The sequence below is a fragment of the Pseudomonas sp. B2021 genome (genome assembly GCF_018135665.1).
Taxonomy (GTDB): Bacteria; Pseudomonadota; Gammaproteobacteria; order Pseudomonadales; family Pseudomonadaceae; genus Aquipseudomonas; species Aquipseudomonas lactis.
On record NZ_SMOF01000001.1, the window covers coordinates 1,260,899 to 1,279,188 of the forward strand.

Here is an 18,290-nt window from a genome sequence, read left to right on the forward strand (position 1 = left end):
ATTACGGGCACACCGAGCCTAAGCGAGGTGCCGAGTGGTGGGGCAAGAGCCCTTTTGGTTACTTTTGGCTGGGCCGGCATTCCGGGCTCTTTTCCAAAAGTGACCCGCTGTCAGAGCGGAACCCTAAGCGGCCGTTACCGCAGCAATGGATATGTACACAATCCAACCGTGTTGACTGCCAGCCCGCCTTCGCGAGCAAGCCCGCTCCCACAGTTGGATCGTGGGGTATCAGGTAGATAGGCGTCGGCTGGTAGGCCGTCATCGCAGGCAAGCCAGCTCCCACATTAATTCCAGTATCAGCCCTTCCAGACCTGCGGGTTCACCAGGTCCTGCGGGCGTTGACCCAGCAGCGCGCTGCGCAGGTTGTCCAATGCGCGATTGGCCATGGCTTCGCGGGTTTCACCGGTGGCCGAACCAATATGCGGCAGGGTCACGGCATTGCTCAACTGGAACAGCGGCGATTCAGCCAGCGGTTCCTTTTCATACACATCCAGCCCGGCACCACGAATGCGTTGGGTTTGCAGGGCTTCGACCAGCGCCGGTTCATCCACCACCGGCCCACGGGAGACATTGATCAGGATCGCGCTGGGCTTCATCAACGCCAGCTCCCGGGTGCTGATCAGGTGACGGGTCTTGTCGCTCAACGGCACCACCAGGCAAACGAAATCCGCCTCGGCCAGCAGCTGATCCAGGCTGCAAAACTGCGCGCCCAGTTCTTGCTCCAGCGCGGTCTTGCGGCTGTTGCCGCTGTAAAGGATCGGCATATTGAAGCCCAGGCGCCCACGCCGGGCCACGGCTGCGCCAATATTGCCCATGCCGACAATGCCCAGGGTCTTGCCGTGCACATCGCAACCAAACAGCGGCGCGCCCACGCTGGCTTTCCATTGGCCGGCCTTGGTCCAGGCATCCAATTCGGCCACGCGCCGTGCGCTGCTCATCAGCAACGCAAAGGCCAGGTCGGCAGTGCTTTCGGTGAGTACATCGGGGGTGTTGGTGAGCATGATCCCGCGCTCGTTGAAGTACGGCACGTCGTAGTTGTCGTAGCCTACCGACACGCTGGACACCACCTCCAGCTTGCTCGCGCTTTCAAGCTGCTCGCGGCCCAGCTTGCGGCCCACGCCGATCAAACCATGGGCATGGGGCAGGGCTTCGTTGAACTGTGCGTTGATGTCACCCAGCTTGGGGTTGGGCGCGATTACCTCGAAATCCTGTTGCAGGCGTTCGATCATCGGTGGGGTGATACGGCTGAAGGCCAGGACAGTCTTTTTCATGGCAGGCGGGCTCATCGACTACGGAAGAATGCTGAGCACGCTAACATTCCCGCTAACAGTTTTGCAGGGTTTTAACCGCTAACACTGCTGTTTCATTGGTTTGAATGCCTGTCAACTGTGAAAAGTACGGGCTGTTCGGTCAATACGTAAGCTCCTATTCTTGTTTTCAAGGCCGGTGTTTATGCCTTCTTAGATAGGAGATCAATCTTATGAATATCGACGATGAGATAAAGCGAGTCAGGGATTTGGTAGCCGCTGGTAAAACAAGCAGCGAGCCTCACGAGGCTTTGCCGAAGGCACCCACGATTGAGTTGATCGTGAATGGTGAGTTGTATGTCGATCAAGTACCTGAGATCGGGCTGAAGGTTGGGGTGGATTACGACACTATGCAGACGGGTCAGAAGTTCGTATTGCATCTGTTCAGCAATACGCCTTCGGATGGCGACTATCGAAGCGAGCCCGTTACGGTGAACGAGGTGAAACCTTACGTTGTTACCGTGCCCAAGGAAAATATTGAAAAAATGCATAAAAACGAGCTTGGTCTTTGTCTTTATTTCATCGACGACAAAGAAACCTCTAACTGGACGACCTTTACAGTCCGGTGACACCTCCTATCAAGGCACACGGTGACCTGCTCAAATAACAGGTCACCGCATACGTGGCTCAATTACTCAAGCGAGCACCACCCAAACCACCGCTCAACTCATATGCCACCAACTCCGCCTGGTGCGCCGCCAGAATCTCCGGCAACGAACCGCGCAGGTATTCCACCCACGTCTTGATCTTCGCATCCAGGTATTGGCGCGAGGGGTAGATGGCGTACAGGTTCAGCTCCTGGGAGCGGTAGGTCGGCATCACCCGTACCAGTGTGCCGTTGCGCAGCCCTTCGATGGCGGCGTACACCGGCAGCAGGCCGACGCCCATGCCGCTGGTGATCGCGGTTTTCATTGCGTCGGCCGAGTTCACCAGGAACGGCGAGCTGTTGATCGCCACGCTTTCCTGGCCTTCAGGGCCGTTGAAAGTCCATTTGTCCAGCTGGACCACCGGGCTGACCAGGCGCAGGCACGCGTGGTTGAGCAAGTCCTGGGGGCGTTGCGCGCAGCCCTTGGCCTTGACGTAGTCCGGCGAGGCGCAGGCGATGCTATAGGTGATGCCCAGGCGCTGGGACACGAAACCTGAGTCTGGCAGTTCGCTGGCCAGCACGATGGACACGTCGTAGCCCTCGTCGAGCAGGTCCGGCACGCGGTTGGCCAGGGTCAGGTCGAAGGTCACGTCGGGATGGGTGCGGCGGTAGCGGGCAATCGCATCAATGACGAAATGCTGGCCGATGCCGGTCATGGTGTGCACTTTCAACTGCCCGGCCGGGCGCGCGTGGGCGTCGCTGGCTTCGGCCTCGGCTTCCTCGACGTAGGCGAGGATCTGCTCGCAGCGCAGCAAATAGCGTTTGCCGGCTTCGGTCAGCGCGATGCGCCGGGTGGTGCGGTTGAGCAAGCGGGTTTGCAGGTGGGCCTCAAGGTTGGAGACCGCGCGCGAGACGTTGGCCGTGGTGGTGTCCAGTTGCACGGCGGCGGCGGTGAAGCTGCCGGCTTCGGCCACACAACTGAAGGCGCGCATGTTTTGCAAAGTGTCCATGGAGTGTTCTCAAGGGAGATAGCAAATTGTGACAGAAAGTTACGCTTTGAGTGATCCCTACCAACGGATTATCGCCTGAACGGTAACAAAGATTCACAGGAATACCAGCTTATCGTCCTCCCTGGCGCCGCCTAGAATTGCGCCACCTCTTGCGCAACACCCTCTCAGGAATTCGCTTGCCGTGCCGCGTCGCATCAGCAGAGAGCTGAAGACTCTCAGTGTTTGGGCTTTAACGTCAGTCATCAGCGGTTGCATCGGAACCGGAGGAATCGCCCCCCAAGGCCAGGCGATCAACGCCAATACCCTGGCCACCGATGTCGCGATCCAGAGCGCGGCCCGCGACGCCCACTGGCCCACCGCCCAATGGTGGCAGGCCTACGGCGACCCGCAGCTCAACCGTTGGGTCGAGCTCGCCACCCATAACAGCCCCAGCCTGGCCGTGGCCGCCGCCCGTGTGCGCCAAGCCCGGGCGCTGGCCGGGGTGGCCGAGTCGGCCGAGTCGCTGCAGATCAACAGCGACACCACCCTCAAGCGCCATAACTGGCCGAAGGATCAGTTCTACGGCCCCGGCGAATTGAGCGGCGCCAACACCTGGGACAACAATTCGTCCCTGGGCCTGAGCTACGCCCTCGACCTGTGGGGCCGGGAAAGCAACACGACCGAACGCGCCGTCGACCTGGCGCACATGAGTGCCGCCGAAGCGCGCCTGGCCCAGCTCGAACTGCAAAACAACGTAGTGCGCGCCTATATCCAGCTGTCGTTGCAGTACGCCAACCGTGACATCGCGGCCGCTACCCTGGCCCAGCAACAGCAGATCTTGGACCTGGCCAACAAACGCCTGGCCGCCGGGATCGGCACTCACTTTGACGTCAGCCAGGCCGAAACCCCGCTGCCGGAGACCCATCGCCAACTGGATGCCCTGGACGAGGAAATCGCCCTGAGCCGCAACCAATTGGCGGCGTTGGCCGGCAAAGGCCCGGGGGAGGGCGCGCAGTTGCAGCGCCCGACCCTGGCCCTCGCCGCGCCGTTGAAATTACCCTCCAGCCTGCCCGCGCAGTTGCTCGGCCAACGCCCTGACGTGGTTGCCAGTCGCTGGCAGGTTGCGGCCCAGGCACGGGGCATTGATGTAGCCCACGCCGGGTTCTACCCCAACGTCGACCTGGTCGGCAGCCTCGGGTACATGGCCACTGGCGGCGGCATGCTGGAATTTCTGGCCGGCAAGAAATTCAACTACAACGTCGGCCCGGCGATTACCTTGCCGATCTTCGATGGCGGCCGTCTGCGTGCGCAATTGGGTGAAGCCAGTGCCGGCTATGACATCGCGGTGGCCCAGTACAACCAGACCCTGGTCAATGCGCTCAAGGGCATCAGCGACCAGTTGATCCGTCGCGAGTCCATGGACAAGCAATCGGCCTTCGCCGCGCAGTCAGTGGCCTCGGCGCAGAAAACCTACGACATCGCCATGATCGCCTATCAGCGTGGCCTCACTGACTACCTCAACGTGCTCAACGCCCAAACCTTGTTGTTTCGCCAGCAGCAGATCGAACAACAGGTGCAGGCGGCGCGCTTGAGCGCCCATGCGGAATTGGTGACCGCCCTGGGCGGCGGCCTCGGCGCTGGCGACGATGTGCCCACGGCTGCCAAGACACGCCCAAGCAAGACCCCGGCGGCGCTCGCCGTGTTTGATCACTGAGTAGGCCTTCATGACTCCCTTGCCTACACCGCTGCGCTGGCTGCATTCCCTTGAGTGGCGCCGTGGTTTCTTCGACTGGGCACGCAGCGATGGCGTGACCTGGGTGTATATCTTCAAAGTGCTGGTCGCCGCATTCCTGACGCTGTGGCTGGCCATGCGCCTGGAACTGCCGCAACCGCGCACCGCGATGATCACCGTATTTATCGTGATGCAGCCCCAGAGCGGCCAGGTGTTCGCCAAGAGTTTCTACCGTTTCCTCGGGACTTTGGCAGGCTCGGCGGTGATGGTGCTGTTGATCGCCTTGTTTGCGCAGAACACCGAACTGTTCCTCGGTGCGCTGGCGATCTGGGTGGGCATTTGCACCGCTGGCGCCACACGCAATCGCAACTTTCGCGCCTATGGGTTTGTGCTCGCCGGCTACACCGCGGCGATGGTCGGCCTGCCGGCCCTGGCCCACCCGGACGGCGCCTTCATGGCGGCGGTGTGGCGGGTGTTGGAAATTTCCCTGGGGATACTGTGCTCGACGCTGGTCAGCGCCGCCATCCTGCCGCAGACCTCCAGCGCCGCCATGCGCAACGCGTTGTACCAGCGCTTTGGTGTGTTCGCGCTGTTTGTGACGGACGGCCTGCGCGGGCGCAGCCAGCGCGAAGGCTTCGAGGCCAGCAACGTGCGCTTTATTGCCGAAGCCGTGGGCCTGGAAGGCTTGCGCAGCGTCACCGTGTTCGAAGACCCGCACATGCGTCGACGCAATGGGCGGCTCAGTCGCCTCAACAGCGAATTCATGAGCATCACCACACGCTTCAACGCCTTGCACCAGTTGCTGGAACGCTTGCGCGCCGATGAGGCCGACCATGTGGTGGCAGCGATCAAGCCCGGCCTGCAAGACCTGGCCGAAGTGCTCGACAGCTTCTCTGGCCGCGCCCTCACCAGCCCCGATGCCGCGCGCCTGGTCAACCAACTGAGCGCCTACAAGGATGGCCTGCCCGCCAAGGTGCGCAGCCTGCGGGCGAGCTTTCAGGAGGACAACCCGACGGACGCCGAGCAGTTGGATTTCCACACCGCCTACGAGCTGCTGTATCGCTTCGTCGACGACCTGCACAACTACGCACAAACCCACGCGTCCCTGGCCGAGCATCGCCATGCGCGGGAGGACTGGCACGAAGCCTACACGCCAAAGACCAATTGGCTGGCCTGTGCCGCTGCCGGTGTGCGCGCCTCGTTTATCCTGGTTGTGCTGGGCAGTTACTGGGTGGCCACGGCCTGGCCCAGCGGCGCCACCATGACCCTGATCGCGGCGGCCACGGTGGGCTTGTCCGCCGCCACGCCCAACCCCAAGCGCATGGCGTTCCAGATGGCCTGCGGCACCTTGATCGGCGCCTTGGTCGGCTTTGTCGAAATGTTCTTCGTGTTCCCCTGGATCGATGGCTTCCCGTTGCTGTGCGTGATGCTCGCGCCGGTGATCATCTTTGGTGCCTTTCTGTCTTCACGCCCGCGATATGCCGGTGTGGGCGTAGGCCTGCTGATCTTCTTCAGCACCGGTTCGGTGCCGGACAACCTCACGGTCTACAACCCCTACACCTTTATCAACGACTACATCGCCATGGTCATCGGCATGCTGGTGTGCGCGGCGGCGGGGGCGATCATTCTGCCGCCCAATAGCCGCTGGTTGTGGCGCCGCCTGGAACAAGACCTGCGTGAGCAAGTGGTGTATGCCATCAGCGGCAAGCTCAAGGGCCTGGCGTCGAGCTTTGAAAGCCGCACCCGCGACCTGCTGCACCAGGCGTATGGCCTCGCGGCCGGCCAGCCGCAGGTGCAGCGCGATTTGCTGCGCTGGATGTTCGTGGTGCTGGAGGTCGGCCACGCGATCATCGAGCTGCGCAAGGAGCAGGCGATTTTGCCGGTGCACCCGGCGTATGCCGAGTCCCAGCCGTGGCGCCAGGCGATCCGTGTGATGGGGCGCTCGCTGGTGCGGCTGTTCCTGCAACCCAGCGCCAGCAACCTGGAGCGCGGGTTGATTGCCGTCGACCATGCGATCAGCCGCGTGCAGGCCACCGACGAACCCTTCGCCCCGCACTTCGACACCTCGGCCCTGCGCCGGGTGAAGAGCTACCTGCACTTTATTCGCACCTCGTTGCTGGACCCGCAATCGCCTCTGGCCGCCCTCAAAGGAGCCCCGAATGCCTCGTGAAATTGCATTCCACGGCATCTATATGCCGACCATGACCCTGATGTTCCTGATCGCCGCGGGGCTGGCCTGGGCGGTTGACCGCTTCCTGGCCGGGTTCGACCTGTATCGGTTTTTCTGGCACCCGGCGCTGCTGCGCCTGAGCCTGTTCGCTTGCCTGTTCGGCGCCCTGGCGCTGAGCGTCTACCGTTGAGAATGCCCCGATGAAAAAGTTCTTCAGCCTGCTCGCCACCTTGCTGGTTCTGGCGTTGGCGATCTGGATTGGCCGCACGTTGTGGGTGCACTACATGCAAACGCCGTGGACCCGCGATGGCCGGGTGCGCGCCGACATTATCAATGTGGCGGCTGACGTCACCGGTGAAGTGGTGGACGTGCCGGTACGTGATAACCAGTTGGTGAAAAAAGGCGACCTGCTGATGCAGATCGACCCCGAGCACTACCGCATTGCCGTCAAGCAAGCGCAATCGTTGGTGGCCTCACGCAAGGCCACCTGGGAAATGCGCAAGGTCAACGCTCACCGCCGTGCCGACCTGGACGCCCTGGTGATCTCCAAGGAGAACCGCGACGACGCCAGCAACATCGCCGACTCGGCCCTGGCCGATTATCAGCACGCCCTGGCGCAACTGGAGGCCGCCGAACTCAACTTGAAGCGCACACGAGTGCTGGCGGCGGTGGACGGCTACGTCACCAACCTCAATGTGCATCGCGGCGACTATGCGCGTATTGGCGAGGCGAAGATGGCTGTGGTGGATATGAATTCGTTCTGGGTCTACGGCTTCTTTGAAGAAACCAAACTGCCCCATGTGAAGGTGGGTGACACAGCCGATATGCAATTGATGAGCGGCGAGACCTTGAAGGGCCATGTGGAAAGCATCTCGCGCGGTATTTACGACCGCGATAACCCCGAGAGCCGAGAACTGATCGCCGATGTAAACCCGACCTTCAACTGGGTGCGGTTGGCCCAGCGTGTGCCGGTGCGGATTCACATTGATGAAGTGCCGGAAGGCGTGCTGTTGGCGGCCGGGATTACCTGCACGGTGATTGTAAAATCGGCGCCAAACTGAACAGTGGGACTAAGGGAATGGCGCATTTGCCCTGATTTTGCGCCGACGCTTTACCCTCAACATGCTGGTGTATCGGCGATGACTCTTCGAATTTAGGATCAGGATGTAGAGCAGGGATGTGATCAGAGGGGATAAGTTGAGCAGTGTCGCTGGGTGACTAGCTAGATAGCTTATCGCGAGCAGGATATTCACGATGGCGATAGGTATGAGTATTCGAGGCGCATGCCTGAATCCTTCACACAACATCACTTGGCCTACAAAAAAAATCAGACAAAGTGCCATACCGGTTCCGAACGAAAACTCAGTCGGTAGATGATTGGCTTTTGCGTAGTACGACAGGCTGAGCGCCATGTTTATAGCAATATTGTTCAGGCCAAGCAGCAGAGCGCTACCGAATGACGGTAAGAATCGATAGGCGTAACGGCGCCAAATTCGATATTCACGGAAGGGATCGACGCTATAAGTCATATTCTGAGAGTTCTTCATACAGGGCGATGATTATGTGGTTGATGTTTCCGAAAAAGGTGCTGCTACCAATGGCCAAAGTAGCTCCCACTTGGTCTTTTATTTGAGTGAGAATGCCCAAACGCAATTGGGGGTTGATTAATTCGTTGGTGGTTCTCCAGGAACTATTTGCACACTGCAAGGCGCTGGCAGCCGTAGCGCTGTAAGCAATGTAGGTCACGGTCAGACTGGTCCCCCCACTGAATGGCGCTGCCGCGATTCCCGTTTTCGCAATGATGAAGCCAACCACTGCCCCTGCGCAGGAAGTCGCCAGCCCCGATGCTTCCCGCCATAGCTGAGATTCACGAGGCGAATTCGCCGTCAACTCTGCATAGTCATCGGCAGTCATCACTGGCTCCGCTATCTCCCGCAGAATCACCCGCTTGGGTCTGATACTGCACAGCGGTACAAACTCACGCAGCACCGTCACCTGATAATCACTGCCGATATGCACTACGCCGGCGCCGACGATGGCCGGGTCAGCGTCAATGGTTCTATAGAGTTTGGGCAGGTCCAGCAGACTGATTAGCCGCTGGCGAGTCGTGGTGTGCGCATCCGGCACACCGCTTCTCAGGAAATGGCTGGGCATCCTTTCACCTGTGCTTAAGCAGAGGTGAAAGAGCCTGGGGATAGCTTCCTTGGAATGATGTCAGGCCGTTCGCTGTTTTTTGTAGGAAGCGGCTGGGCGGTTATCTCATGGCGCTACAAAAGTCTCGTGCAAGTGGCGCCACAACAGCGCACCACTGGCCTGCTTTTCGAATACCACGGTAGCGCGGCGGTCGGTCTGGGTGCCGCTGTCGTCAATCTGATGCTCGCGATACGTGACCGTGGCACCGCGTGCGTGGCGGTCGATACCGGTCATTTCACTCAGGGTGATTTTCAGCCCTGGACGCATCCCGCCCAGGCGGGTGAATAGTGCAATGACACCCGCCGTATTCACTCGTGTGCCAGTCGCAGGGGCGATCATGCTGAACTCGGGTGAGAAGCGCGCGAGCAAACTCTCCAACGTCCCGGGAGGCGCAACCCCAGCAAACCATTGCTCGATCTCGACGTGGGTGTGGATCACTTCTTCAAAAAAATCACTGTAGTCAATCATGGTCAGGCTCGCTGGAGGGGTGAAGCAGTGCGCGTACCCTGGAGGTATCCAGGCGCAGCACGGCGAAAAGTGGCAACAGCGTCAAGGCTGCCGCCATCGTGAAGGTTATGGCAAAGGAATCCAAGGCCGACAGCATTGCGCTGAGCACGGCGGCGCCGACGCAGAAGCTCACTTGGCGGTTGATATTCCACAGGGCGCTGGCATGGCCCATGCGCTCGGCGGGGATGTCGAGAAAGGCCAGGGTTTGCGCGGTGCTGCTGCACAGGCTGCCGCCCAGGCCCATCAGCGCGTAGGCCGCAATGATCAGGGCGGGTTCGTTGAGCAACAGGATGCCAGCACCTTGCAGCGCCATGCCCGCCAGCAGCAAGGGTTTGGGGCCGTAGCGATTGAAGCGTTTCTTGCTCAGGTAGATTGCCACTGCCGAGGCCAGCGCCCAGGGCAGCATCAGCGCGCCGGTCTGGGTGGCGTCATAGCCCAGGCTGCGCACATAAAGGATGGCGATCAGGCTGGTGCCGATAAACACGCCGGGGACACACAGGTACACCAGCATCGCCACGCGCAGCATCGGGCTGGCGACTTGTTTGAACACAGCGCCCAAGTCCAAGGGCGGACGCACGCTCGCAGGCGCGTCGGGCTTTATCCACAGCAAGGCCAGCAGCAGGGTGATCATGGCCAGGGGCAGGTTGGTGTAGAAAATCCAGCGCCATGAAACACTGTCGACAATCACCCCACCCAACGCTGGCGATAGCGCCGGCACCAGCAACGCCACCGACATCACCCGCGCCGTCAACTGGCTGCGCTCGGCGGCGGGAAAGTGACGGTACGCCATGGCTTGCCCCACGGGAATCAGCAAGCCGCCGCCAAGCCCTTGCACTGCGCGCCAGCCAATCAACGCCTCGATGGACCCGGCCTGGCCCACCATCACTGAGGCACCGGCGAACAGCAGCAGGCTGGTGGCGATCAGCGTGCGTTCGCCCATCATCGCCGCCAACCACACACTCAAGGGAATGATCAGGGTCAGCCCGAGCATGTAGGCGTTGCTGATCCACGCCAGTTGCGTGACCGAGACGTGCAGCTCGCGGGCGATGTCCGGGTAGGCGACGGTGGCGACAAACATGTTTACCAGGTCCAGGGCAAAACCCAATAAAAAGATCCAGGCGACTTTTGAACGGTAGGTCATGAACGCGATCCTGCGAGTGAGGCCGGCAGGGTAGGCCGCACGCAGGGTTTGGGATACGCCGGTTTGCCTGCTAGTTTGTCAAAAATATTTTGACAAAGGAGGGCGTCCACCATGGTCAGCCTGGACCGTTTTGACACCTTCAAGGCCGTGGTCGAGGCCGGTTCGCTCACCTCCGCTGCGGACCTGCTGGGCCAGACTCGCGCCGTGGTCAGCTTCAACCTCAAGCGTCTGGAGGCGGAACTTGGCGTCACCCTGCTGACCCGCAACACTCGTCAGTTGGCGCTCACCGATGCCGGCGAACGCTTCTACCTGCGCTGCACACGCATGCTTGAAGAGGCCCGCCTGGCGGTAGAGGAAGCCCGCAGTGAGCATGCCCAACTCAAAGGCACCCTGCGTATCACCACCACCGTGGAATATGCCCTGGCTGTGGTCGCCCCGGCGGTAGAAGCCTTTCGCCGCCTGCACCCGGACCTGAACATCCACTTATCCACATCTTCCACCCACGCCGACCTGATCTCCGAGCGTTTTGACGTGGCAATACGGCTGGGGCGCTTGATGGACTCCAATCATCGCGCCGTGCAGTTATCGACGTTCGAGGTGTTTGCCGTCGCGGCGCCGCAGTTTGCCGCAGTTCAAACTCTGGCTGAGTTGGAGCAGCTGCCCAGGCTGGGCCATGGCCGCTTGACCGAGCTGAGCGTCACCGACCCGGCAGGTCGCGAACACCCTTATCGGGCCGGCCCGTCCGCGTTGGTGGCCGACAGCGCGTCGGTCCTCCAGGCGTTTGCCGTGCGGGGCCACGGTGTGGCGGTTTTACCGCAATGGCTGGTGCAGGAGGATCTGGACGCGGGACGCTTGGTGCGCCTGTTGGCGGACCATCGCTTTGCCCCGCAAGGGGTTTACGCGATGTACCCGGACACGCGGCATTTACCGCTGAAGGTGCGGGCGTTTATTGATTTCATGAAGCCTTAGAGCGTACCGCCCAAGCCAAAACGCTTCCTCAACACCTTCTCCAACAACCCCTTGGGCACCAGCGCCGCCATCAACGGCAGCGCCCGGCTGCCGTTGCCCGAGCGCAGCAGACGCGGTGGTTGCCCTTGCTGCACCGCCTTGAGCACGTCTGCGGCAAATTCACTGGCTGGGGTTGGCTTGTCCTGGGATGCTTGGCTACGTGCACGAATGCCCTCGCGCAACGGCCACCATGGCGACTGTTCGTGGATCAGCAATTCGGCCTGGGCGCCGGCATTCTTGGCAAAGCTGGTATTGATCGCACCGGGCTGCACTTCCATCACGCGCACGCCAAACGGTGCCAGCTCCATGCGCAGGGCGTCGCTCAACGCATGCACAGCGGCTTTGGATGCGCAATAGGCGCCGGCGAACGGCGTCACCAATACGCCGGAAACGCTGCCGATATTCACCACCAGGCCCTTGCTGCGACGCAAGGCCGGAAATAGCGCCTGGGTCACACCGACGATGGAAAACACATTGGTTTCGAATTGGCGTTGCATCGCCTCGGTACCGCCGTCGAGCAACGGGCCCATGGCGCCGTAGCCAGCGTTGTTGACCAGTACATCTAGCTCGCTCAATTGCTCGGCCAGGAGTTGTAAAGCGGCGCAGTCATTGACGTCCAACTGCACAGCATTGAAGCCTGCGGCCGCGAGGGCGGCGACGTCATCGGGTTGGCGGGCGCTGGCCCATACCTCAAAGCCTGCGGCTTTGAACGCATCGGCAAGGGCGCGGCCGATGCCGCTGGAGCAACCGGTGATCAGTACGTTGGGCATGGGTCCATCCTTTGTCAGTCCGAGAAACTGCCTTGCAGGTGCTCGGCGCGAAATTCCAGGGTTTGTGGGCGATAGCCAGGGCGCAGCGGCGGGGTGGGCAGGCAGTCTTCCCAGGTGGCGCCCGCCTGCAACTCGCCGGGGCCGCGATAGCGTGGGGCGGCGTAGACGTTGTCGGCCAGGTTGACCGTATCGCCCGGTGCATAGGCGGCGACGCGCCAGCGCAGTTCGGTGAGCGGTACGTCGTTGCCGTTGTTGAGGGTCAGTTTGAGCGGTCGGTCGGCGGGGCAGTCTTGCGGGGCATAGCTGATACGCAGCTCAAGGCGTGCCAGTTGCGACGCTTCGCGGTTGTCCAGCCATACCACCCACACTGCGACAAACCCCAGGCCGACGGCAGCGGCCAACGATACCGGCAGCGCCTTGGCCGGGTAGCGCAGCAGCAGGACCAGCCAGGTGATGATCAGGAGAACGCCGAAGAACATGGAGGCCACCTCAAGTAAGTAACCAGCATCCTAACTTAAGCTTAGGTGGGATTGGCTACCTTGAGCGATGTGTTGGGACTGGATGACGTCATCGCAAGCAAGACAATCGAGTGGCAGCATCGTTTTTTGACATAAACCTAAATAAGTTTTTATCGCGTTTTTTTGTATGAATCGACACTCAGGACGCACTTAAACCTGTCGGAACGATTACATCGACAAGCCCAAGTCCCAGTCATCTTGCGTGAGATAGAAACCCATGATCACCCTTGCTTCCAGTCCGTCCTTCGTGCAACCGCCGCGGCTTCCTACAACGCCCTTGGCGCCGGTGGTACCACCGGCAATGGGCCACGAAGACACTCAACCCTATTCGCCATCGAATGCGCGCGGGTTACCTCGGCTTCGACGCAGTACTGAATTGGAAAACCCTGCTACTGGCGACGCGTCGCTTATCGCCGGGCAGCCCCTCAGTTATTGGCAAGAGCTGACGGGGAACATCCAGAACAACTATCGCTTGGTCGGGGCGTTGCAGCAAATTCACGATGCCTTGGTCAAGGAGTCGAATCTGGATATTACGACGTTGTTGGAAACGAAAAAGTTTTCCGTTCATGAGTATTCCGCATTCGCGCGCGCCTATGGAATTGAAGCGGGCGATGAAGATTCGGTTGCCTGGTTCTTGCGGGAAAATCAGTTGCTGATTCCGAAAGACATCGGGCAACTGGCAAATTTGATTGCAGTGCTCAAAGAACCCTTGCCCGAGCCCGCAGAGCACGGCAACCACTGGGGATTGTTGTCTGAGTCAGCGACACTGGACAGTGAGCAACGCAAGAAGGTCAGCGAAATAACACAGGCAGAAATGGCGCGGCTTTCGCCCGGGAAAGGCATTTTCAGCGCATTTTATGAGCAGCATGGCGCTTCGCTCCAGGGCAAGAGCGCCGCACAAGTCCTCGACAGCATGATGGGAAGTACGCAGATTACGGGTTTGGGCCAAACGCTGAAAACTGCGCTAACTGTCGACGATGCATCGCTTTCAACTGACCCCTCGAACTGGGCGATGGCGGCCATGGTACTGGAGCTGGACCCACTGGCCGGCAACCAGCGTGGTGTGGTGGCCGGCTATGATCTTTATCAGGCAGCCAACAGGGATGTACATCCTTCGGTAGTGGTGTCGCGTCTGGAGCAACACCTGGTAGAACAGGGCAAAGTGCCTGCCGAAATGGCTGCCGCCGCCGCCCGCCTGCTACTCGCGGGGTCTGAGCCTGCCTTTATCGTCAAGGGGTTACCCGACAACCTGACGCTCAAGTCGACGACATTTGCCAGGCTCTCGGCAGTTGTGCAAGCCCAGGAGTTTTGGGCGCCGGGTATAGCGACGCATACCGATTTCAAAACGTTTATGCGCTTGGCCGAGCATAGCCCTGTCACGGACACACAGGCGGCAATCGAGGCCAAGGCCCAGACCCATGCCTTGATTCAATGGGCAATTGCCCAGGACAAGATGGTTCAAAAGACTGATGACGCGTATACACCGGAAGATGTGGCCGCGGTATACGAGGCTTTTAATGCGCAACTCAATGCCTTGAAAAAAGCCCACGACCAACTGGCCGCCACCATGCCGACTCGCCGGGACATCGCCAATAAAAATCTGACAGCGGCCTATGGTGCTGGATATTCATTCAATGTGCGCAACATAAAGATTTCCAATATCGATGCCAGCGAGAGCAAGGAGCACTCGCTTGAAGAGATCTACATGGCCGGCAAAATGAACCGTATTCCCCGAGGGGAGCGGTACGATTTCCAGCTCGGCAACCGCTTCCCCAGGGTCAAGCCGTTGCCTGATGTGAATCAGCAGTTCAAGAGCGAATTTGATAGTTACTTCAAAAATATGAAGGAAGGGCTGACGACGACAGTCAAGCATCAGTTGTCGCAGCTTCCTTTGGAAGATCGCCAAACCATCGCGTCGGGCAAGGTCGAGTTTTTTTCCTTACGTAAATCCAGCACGGCCGAAGCTCAGGGAACGGAGTCTGCGGACGAAGCACGAGCCGCCAAAGCACGTTACGGGCTGTTGATGCGCGTGCAAACCAAGATTGATAAGAACGGCAGCGATCAAGACCCTAAAAACATCCGCCATGTTTATTACGAAGTGTTCCCTCTGCAAGGTGTTATTCGTCGACGCGAAGACCTGCCCAGACATTTGCCCAACCCCCCACCGAGAGTCGCAAATGCCGAGACCTACGAAACGACGCAGGCCAAGGGGATCGGTATATGGGTCGATTATGCGGCCTATGAAAATGGCACGCAGGCGCGACCTGAGCAGTACAGCGACGGGTTGCTGACAGCTCCGATCAGCGCTCCAAACATGCCTGAACCTCGCGCAGGACAGCACGCCGATGCCGTCACCGACCTGAACCCTCGTTTTGATAGGATCGCCGAGGTGGTAGCCGGCCATCTGCTCCATGATCGGGAGGCGATGGAGGCCGGGGCCAAGGGCGTCACCGAAGTGGAGAAGGAGGAGGCTGGCATCAAGGCGGGTCATGATTTTGTGACGGGACTGATTCCCTTTAAAAATGCGATCGAAAACGCAGTCAAGGGCAATACTGGCGCGGCGATTCTGGACTTTGCACTGGATATTTTCGGTTTCATCGTTCCATTCGCCAAAGGGGTTGGTCAGGCGGGCAGGGCGCTGAGCAAGTTGAGCGAAAAACTCGGAACGCGAGCGTTCAAAGCCTCCGACAGTGTCGTGCGGTCATTGGCCGGCGGCTTGAACCCTGCCGATGGGCTGGGGGATCTGGTCGAGGGGTTGGCAAAAGGGGGGAAGTCGCTGCTCAAGAGTAGCTATCGCGAGCTGCAACAGATATTGCACAAGCAATCGTCCAAGGTGGGCAACCCTACCCAGGTGACGAACGCAGCATCAAACGGAGCCGGGACCGGACGTCAGTTGCCCGACTACAGCGAGCACGCACTGCCTGACGGCTTTCTTGAAGGTCGTACGATAAGGGGGGATGGCACGTATCAAGTCGGCGAAGAGTTCTATGTGCGCTTCACTGATGGTACGGGAAAGGACAGGACCTTTCAGGTTGAACGGCACTACAAGGGCGCGGGCAAGCCTGTGCGTGTTATCGACCCCAATAGCCAGAAGCAGGTAATGATGCTGGTTCCGACCGGCAACGGCGAATGGCGATTGGCTGGCAACGCCGGCGGTGGCAAAAAAACTGCGAATGCGGAGAGTGTCAGGCTTGCACCACAACAAAAACCGGGGCGCAAAGGTAATCCTCCTTCGCCTGCAGTGGTACCCCCTGGTCAGGTATTGGCCAATCATCACAATTGGCAGTCGGTGTTGGATTCGGGCTTTCATAACGGGCAACCTGTTTACATTCATTACACCAGCAAGGAAGGCGCAGAAGCGATAGCCCGGGCCCAGGGCATCAATGACTTAACGCGTAATGAAACGCGCGCGGGTTCGAAGGGCGGTGTGTACGTTAACCCTCCAGGCCAGCAGCTCAACAGTGAAAACGTTGAAACCCTTTTGTTTCTGGGCAACGAACGCTATGCCGGAAGGGGGGAGTACAAGGTGATATTCAGCACTGACCAAGTCCCGCGGGAGTTAGGCCCTGTCACGGCAGGCAGCTCGATTATCGAGCTTAAGATGGACAAAGAAATCAAGCTGACGCCGTCGAACTTCCTGTATCTGGGGCCGAATAAGTTTCCAGACTATTTTGGTTGAAGGCGTCTTGAACGCGTGGTGAGCAAGTAGGAAAAAGCCCCCACCCAACCCACTGCGGATAGGGGACGCAATGGGCTGGACGAGGGCTTCTTGTACGACTGTTTTACTGCGCGATAGTTTTCACCGATACGCCACGTTCAACCGGTGTCGAGCGCCCGTAGATATCTTCGAAACGCTCGATATCGTCCTCGCCCAGGTAGCTGCCCGATTGCACTTCGATGATCTCCAGCGGGATCTTGCCCGGGTTGCGCAGGCGGTGCACCGAGGCAATCGGGATGTAGGTGGACTGGTTTTCGCAGAGCAGGAACACGTTCTCGTCACAGGTGACTTCGGCGGTGCCGCTCACCACGATCCAGTGTTCGGCGCGGTGGTGGTGCATCTGCAGCGACAGGCACGCGCCCGGCTTGACCGAGATGTGCTTGACCTGGAAGCGCCCGCCCATGTCCACCGAGTCGTAGGAGCCCCACGGGCGATAGACTTCGCAGTGGTTCTGGGTTTCGCTGCGGCCCTGTTCGTTGAGGGTGTTGACCATCTGCTTGACGCCCTGAACCTTGTCCTTGTGGGCAATCATCATCGCGTCCTTGGTTTCCACCACCACGATGTTGTCCAGGCCGATCACCGACACCAGTTTGCCGTTGCCATGCACCATGCAGTTGCGGCTGTCCTGAATCACCACGTCGCCTTTGCTCACGTTGCCGTTGGCGTCTTTATCGTTGACCGCCCACAGCGAGGCCCAGCAGCCTACGTCGCTCCAACCAGCAGCCAATGGCACCACGCAGGCGCGTTGGGTTTTTTCCATCACGGCGTAGTCGATGGAGTTGTCCGGGCAGCAGGCGAAGGTGGCGTCGTCGAAGGTCACGGTGTCGGCGGTCTGCTCGCTGCGTTCCAGGGTCAGCACGCAGGTGTCGTAGATGTCCGGATCATGCTTTTTCAGCTCTTCGAGGAAGCGGCTGGCGCGGAACAGGAACATGCCGCTGTTCCAGAAGTAGCCACCGCTTTTGACGAACTCGACCGCACGTTTTTCATCGGGCTTTTCCACGAACTGTTGCACGCGGCTCACGCCTTCAGGCAGCAGCGAATCGTTGGTGGACTTGATGTAGCCGTAGCCGGTTTCCGGGCGGGTGGCTGGCACGCCGAACAGCACCATCTCGCCACGCTCGGCGGCCACGGTGGCCAGGGCCAGTGCGCGTTGCAGGGCTTTCTGGTCGTCGATCACGTGGTCGGCGGGCAGTACCAGCATCAAGTCGTCACGGCCTTCGTTAACCAGCATCATCGCGGTCAGGGCCACGGCCGGCGCAGTGTTGCGGCCGAACGGTTCCATCAGGATGCGCTGGCAGTCGAGCTTGCGTGCGCTCAGTTGCTCGTTGACGATGAAACGGTGGTCTTTGTTGCAGACCACGATGGGGGCGTCCATGCCTTCGAACACCAGGCGTTCCAGGGTTTGCTGGAACAAGGTGTGTTCGCCGGTCAGGGCCAGGAATTGCTTGGGAAACTGTTTACGCGAAAGCGGCCAAAGACGTGAGCCGCTACCACCGGAAAGGATTACTGGGATCATGGTGTTTCTCCTTGAATCGATATGGGTCAGAGCTACGAAGGTTTGTCGTTTCACTCTTGTTTTTGTCTCGGTCCTGAGCTGAAACCCGTTCAGTGTGGGAGCTGGCTTGGCTGCGATGGCGCCTTCAAGACCTGT

Annotated in this window: 15 protein-coding genes; 7 read left to right on the forward strand and 8 right to left on the reverse strand. The window is 59.9% G+C overall.

The features are described 5' to 3' along the window. Window positions 1-296 precede the first annotated feature (296 nt). On the reverse strand, window positions 297-1,271 hold the full coding sequence (locus tag E1K68_RS05640; protein WP_003188704.1) for a D-glycerate dehydrogenase: 975 nt from the start codon (window positions 1,269-1,271) through the stop codon (window positions 297-299). A 209-nt stretch (window positions 1,272-1,480) separates the two neighbouring features. Here E1K68_RS05640 and E1K68_RS05645 point away from each other — a divergent pair, with 209 nt between their 5' ends. Then, on the forward strand, window positions 1,481-1,876 hold the full coding sequence (locus E1K68_RS05645; protein ID WP_137204045.1) for a hypothetical protein: 396 nt from the start codon (window positions 1,481-1,483) through the stop codon (window positions 1,874-1,876). 58 nt (window positions 1,877-1,934) lie between these two features. Here the strand turns inward: E1K68_RS05645 and E1K68_RS05650 are convergent, their stop codons facing one another. Continuing rightward, window positions 1,935-2,903 (reverse strand): LysR family transcriptional regulator, encoded by a 969-nt coding sequence (locus tag E1K68_RS05650; protein ID WP_034134550.1) that lies wholly within the window; start codon window positions 2,901-2,903, stop codon window positions 1,935-1,937. Window positions 2,904-3,084: 181 nt separating this feature from the next. Here E1K68_RS05650 and E1K68_RS05655 point away from each other — a divergent pair, with 181 nt between their 5' ends. The 4 genes from E1K68_RS05655 to E1K68_RS05670 are packed head-to-tail and all read left to right on the forward strand — an operon-like array spanning window position 3,085 to window position 7,845. Then, window positions 3,085-4,596, forward strand: a complete 1,512-nt coding sequence (locus E1K68_RS05655; RefSeq protein WP_137204046.1) for an efflux transporter outer membrane subunit — start codon at window positions 3,085-3,087, stop codon at window positions 4,594-4,596. Between the two features lie 10 nt (window positions 4,597-4,606). After that, the gene (locus E1K68_RS05660; RefSeq protein WP_212613856.1) at window positions 4,607-6,784 is read left to right on the forward strand and encodes an FUSC family protein; all 2,178 of its coding nucleotides are present in this window, start codon (window positions 4,607-4,609) and stop codon (window positions 6,782-6,784) included. Further along, a complete protein-coding gene (locus E1K68_RS05665) occupies window positions 6,774-6,974 on the forward strand; it encodes a DUF1656 domain-containing protein (protein ID WP_003188711.1) in 201 nt (66 codons plus the stop codon). Before E1K68_RS05660 ends, E1K68_RS05665 begins: the two co-directional genes overlap by 11 nt. 10 nt (window positions 6,975-6,984) lie before the next feature. Then, entirely contained in the window at window positions 6,985-7,845 is an 861-nt protein-coding gene (locus E1K68_RS05670) for an HlyD family secretion protein (RefSeq protein ID WP_034134553.1), read from the forward strand. A gap of 457 nt (window positions 7,846-8,302) precedes the next feature. On the opposite strand, the gene E1K68_RS05675 is transcribed toward E1K68_RS05670, so the two are convergent. The 3 genes from E1K68_RS05675 to E1K68_RS05685 form a co-directional block, all read right to left on the reverse strand. Further along, a complete protein-coding gene (locus E1K68_RS05675) occupies window positions 8,303-8,938 on the reverse strand; it encodes a hypothetical protein (RefSeq protein WP_082628838.1) in 636 nt (211 codons plus the stop codon). A 105-nt stretch (window positions 8,939-9,043) separates the two neighbouring features. Beyond that, complete coding sequence (locus E1K68_RS05680) at window positions 9,044-9,445, reverse strand: hypothetical protein (protein ID WP_034134554.1); 402 nt, start codon at window positions 9,443-9,445, stop codon at window positions 9,044-9,046. Beyond that, entirely contained in the window at window positions 9,438-10,625 is a 1,188-nt protein-coding gene (locus E1K68_RS05685; RefSeq protein WP_212613857.1) for an MFS transporter, read from the reverse strand. The genes E1K68_RS05680 and E1K68_RS05685 overlap by 8 nt, the downstream gene beginning before the upstream one ends. Window positions 10,626-10,736: 111 nt before the next feature. Here E1K68_RS05685 and E1K68_RS05690 point away from each other — a divergent pair, with 111 nt between their 5' ends. Then, window positions 10,737-11,594 carry a LysR family transcriptional regulator gene (locus tag E1K68_RS05690; protein ID WP_212613858.1) on the forward strand — a complete coding sequence of 286 codons (858 nt, stop codon included), beginning with the start codon at window positions 10,737-10,739 and terminating at the stop codon, window positions 11,592-11,594. On the opposite strand, the gene E1K68_RS05695 is transcribed toward E1K68_RS05690, so the two are convergent. Beyond that, window positions 11,591-12,403, reverse strand: coding sequence for an SDR family oxidoreductase (locus tag E1K68_RS05695; protein ID WP_034134557.1), 813 nt, complete (start codon window positions 12,401-12,403; stop codon window positions 11,591-11,593). The genes E1K68_RS05690 and E1K68_RS05695 overlap by 4 nt on opposite strands. A 14-nt stretch (window positions 12,404-12,417) precedes the next feature. Continuing rightward, window positions 12,418-12,882 (reverse strand): hypothetical protein, encoded by a 465-nt coding sequence (locus tag E1K68_RS05700; protein WP_003188721.1) that lies wholly within the window; start codon window positions 12,880-12,882, stop codon window positions 12,418-12,420. 415 nt (window positions 12,883-13,297) lie between these two features. Between E1K68_RS05700 and E1K68_RS05705 the strand changes: the two genes are divergently transcribed. Beyond that, window positions 13,298-16,600, forward strand: a complete 3,303-nt coding sequence (locus E1K68_RS05705) for a hypothetical protein (protein ID WP_244858776.1) — start codon at window positions 13,298-13,300, stop codon at window positions 16,598-16,600. 103 nt (window positions 16,601-16,703) lie between these two features. On the opposite strand, the gene E1K68_RS05710 is transcribed toward E1K68_RS05705, so the two are convergent. After that, entirely contained in the window at window positions 16,704-18,155 is a 1,452-nt protein-coding gene (locus E1K68_RS05710; RefSeq protein ID WP_032893494.1) for a mannose-1-phosphate guanylyltransferase/mannose-6-phosphate isomerase, read from the reverse strand. Window positions 18,156-18,290: the final 135 nt, after the last annotated feature.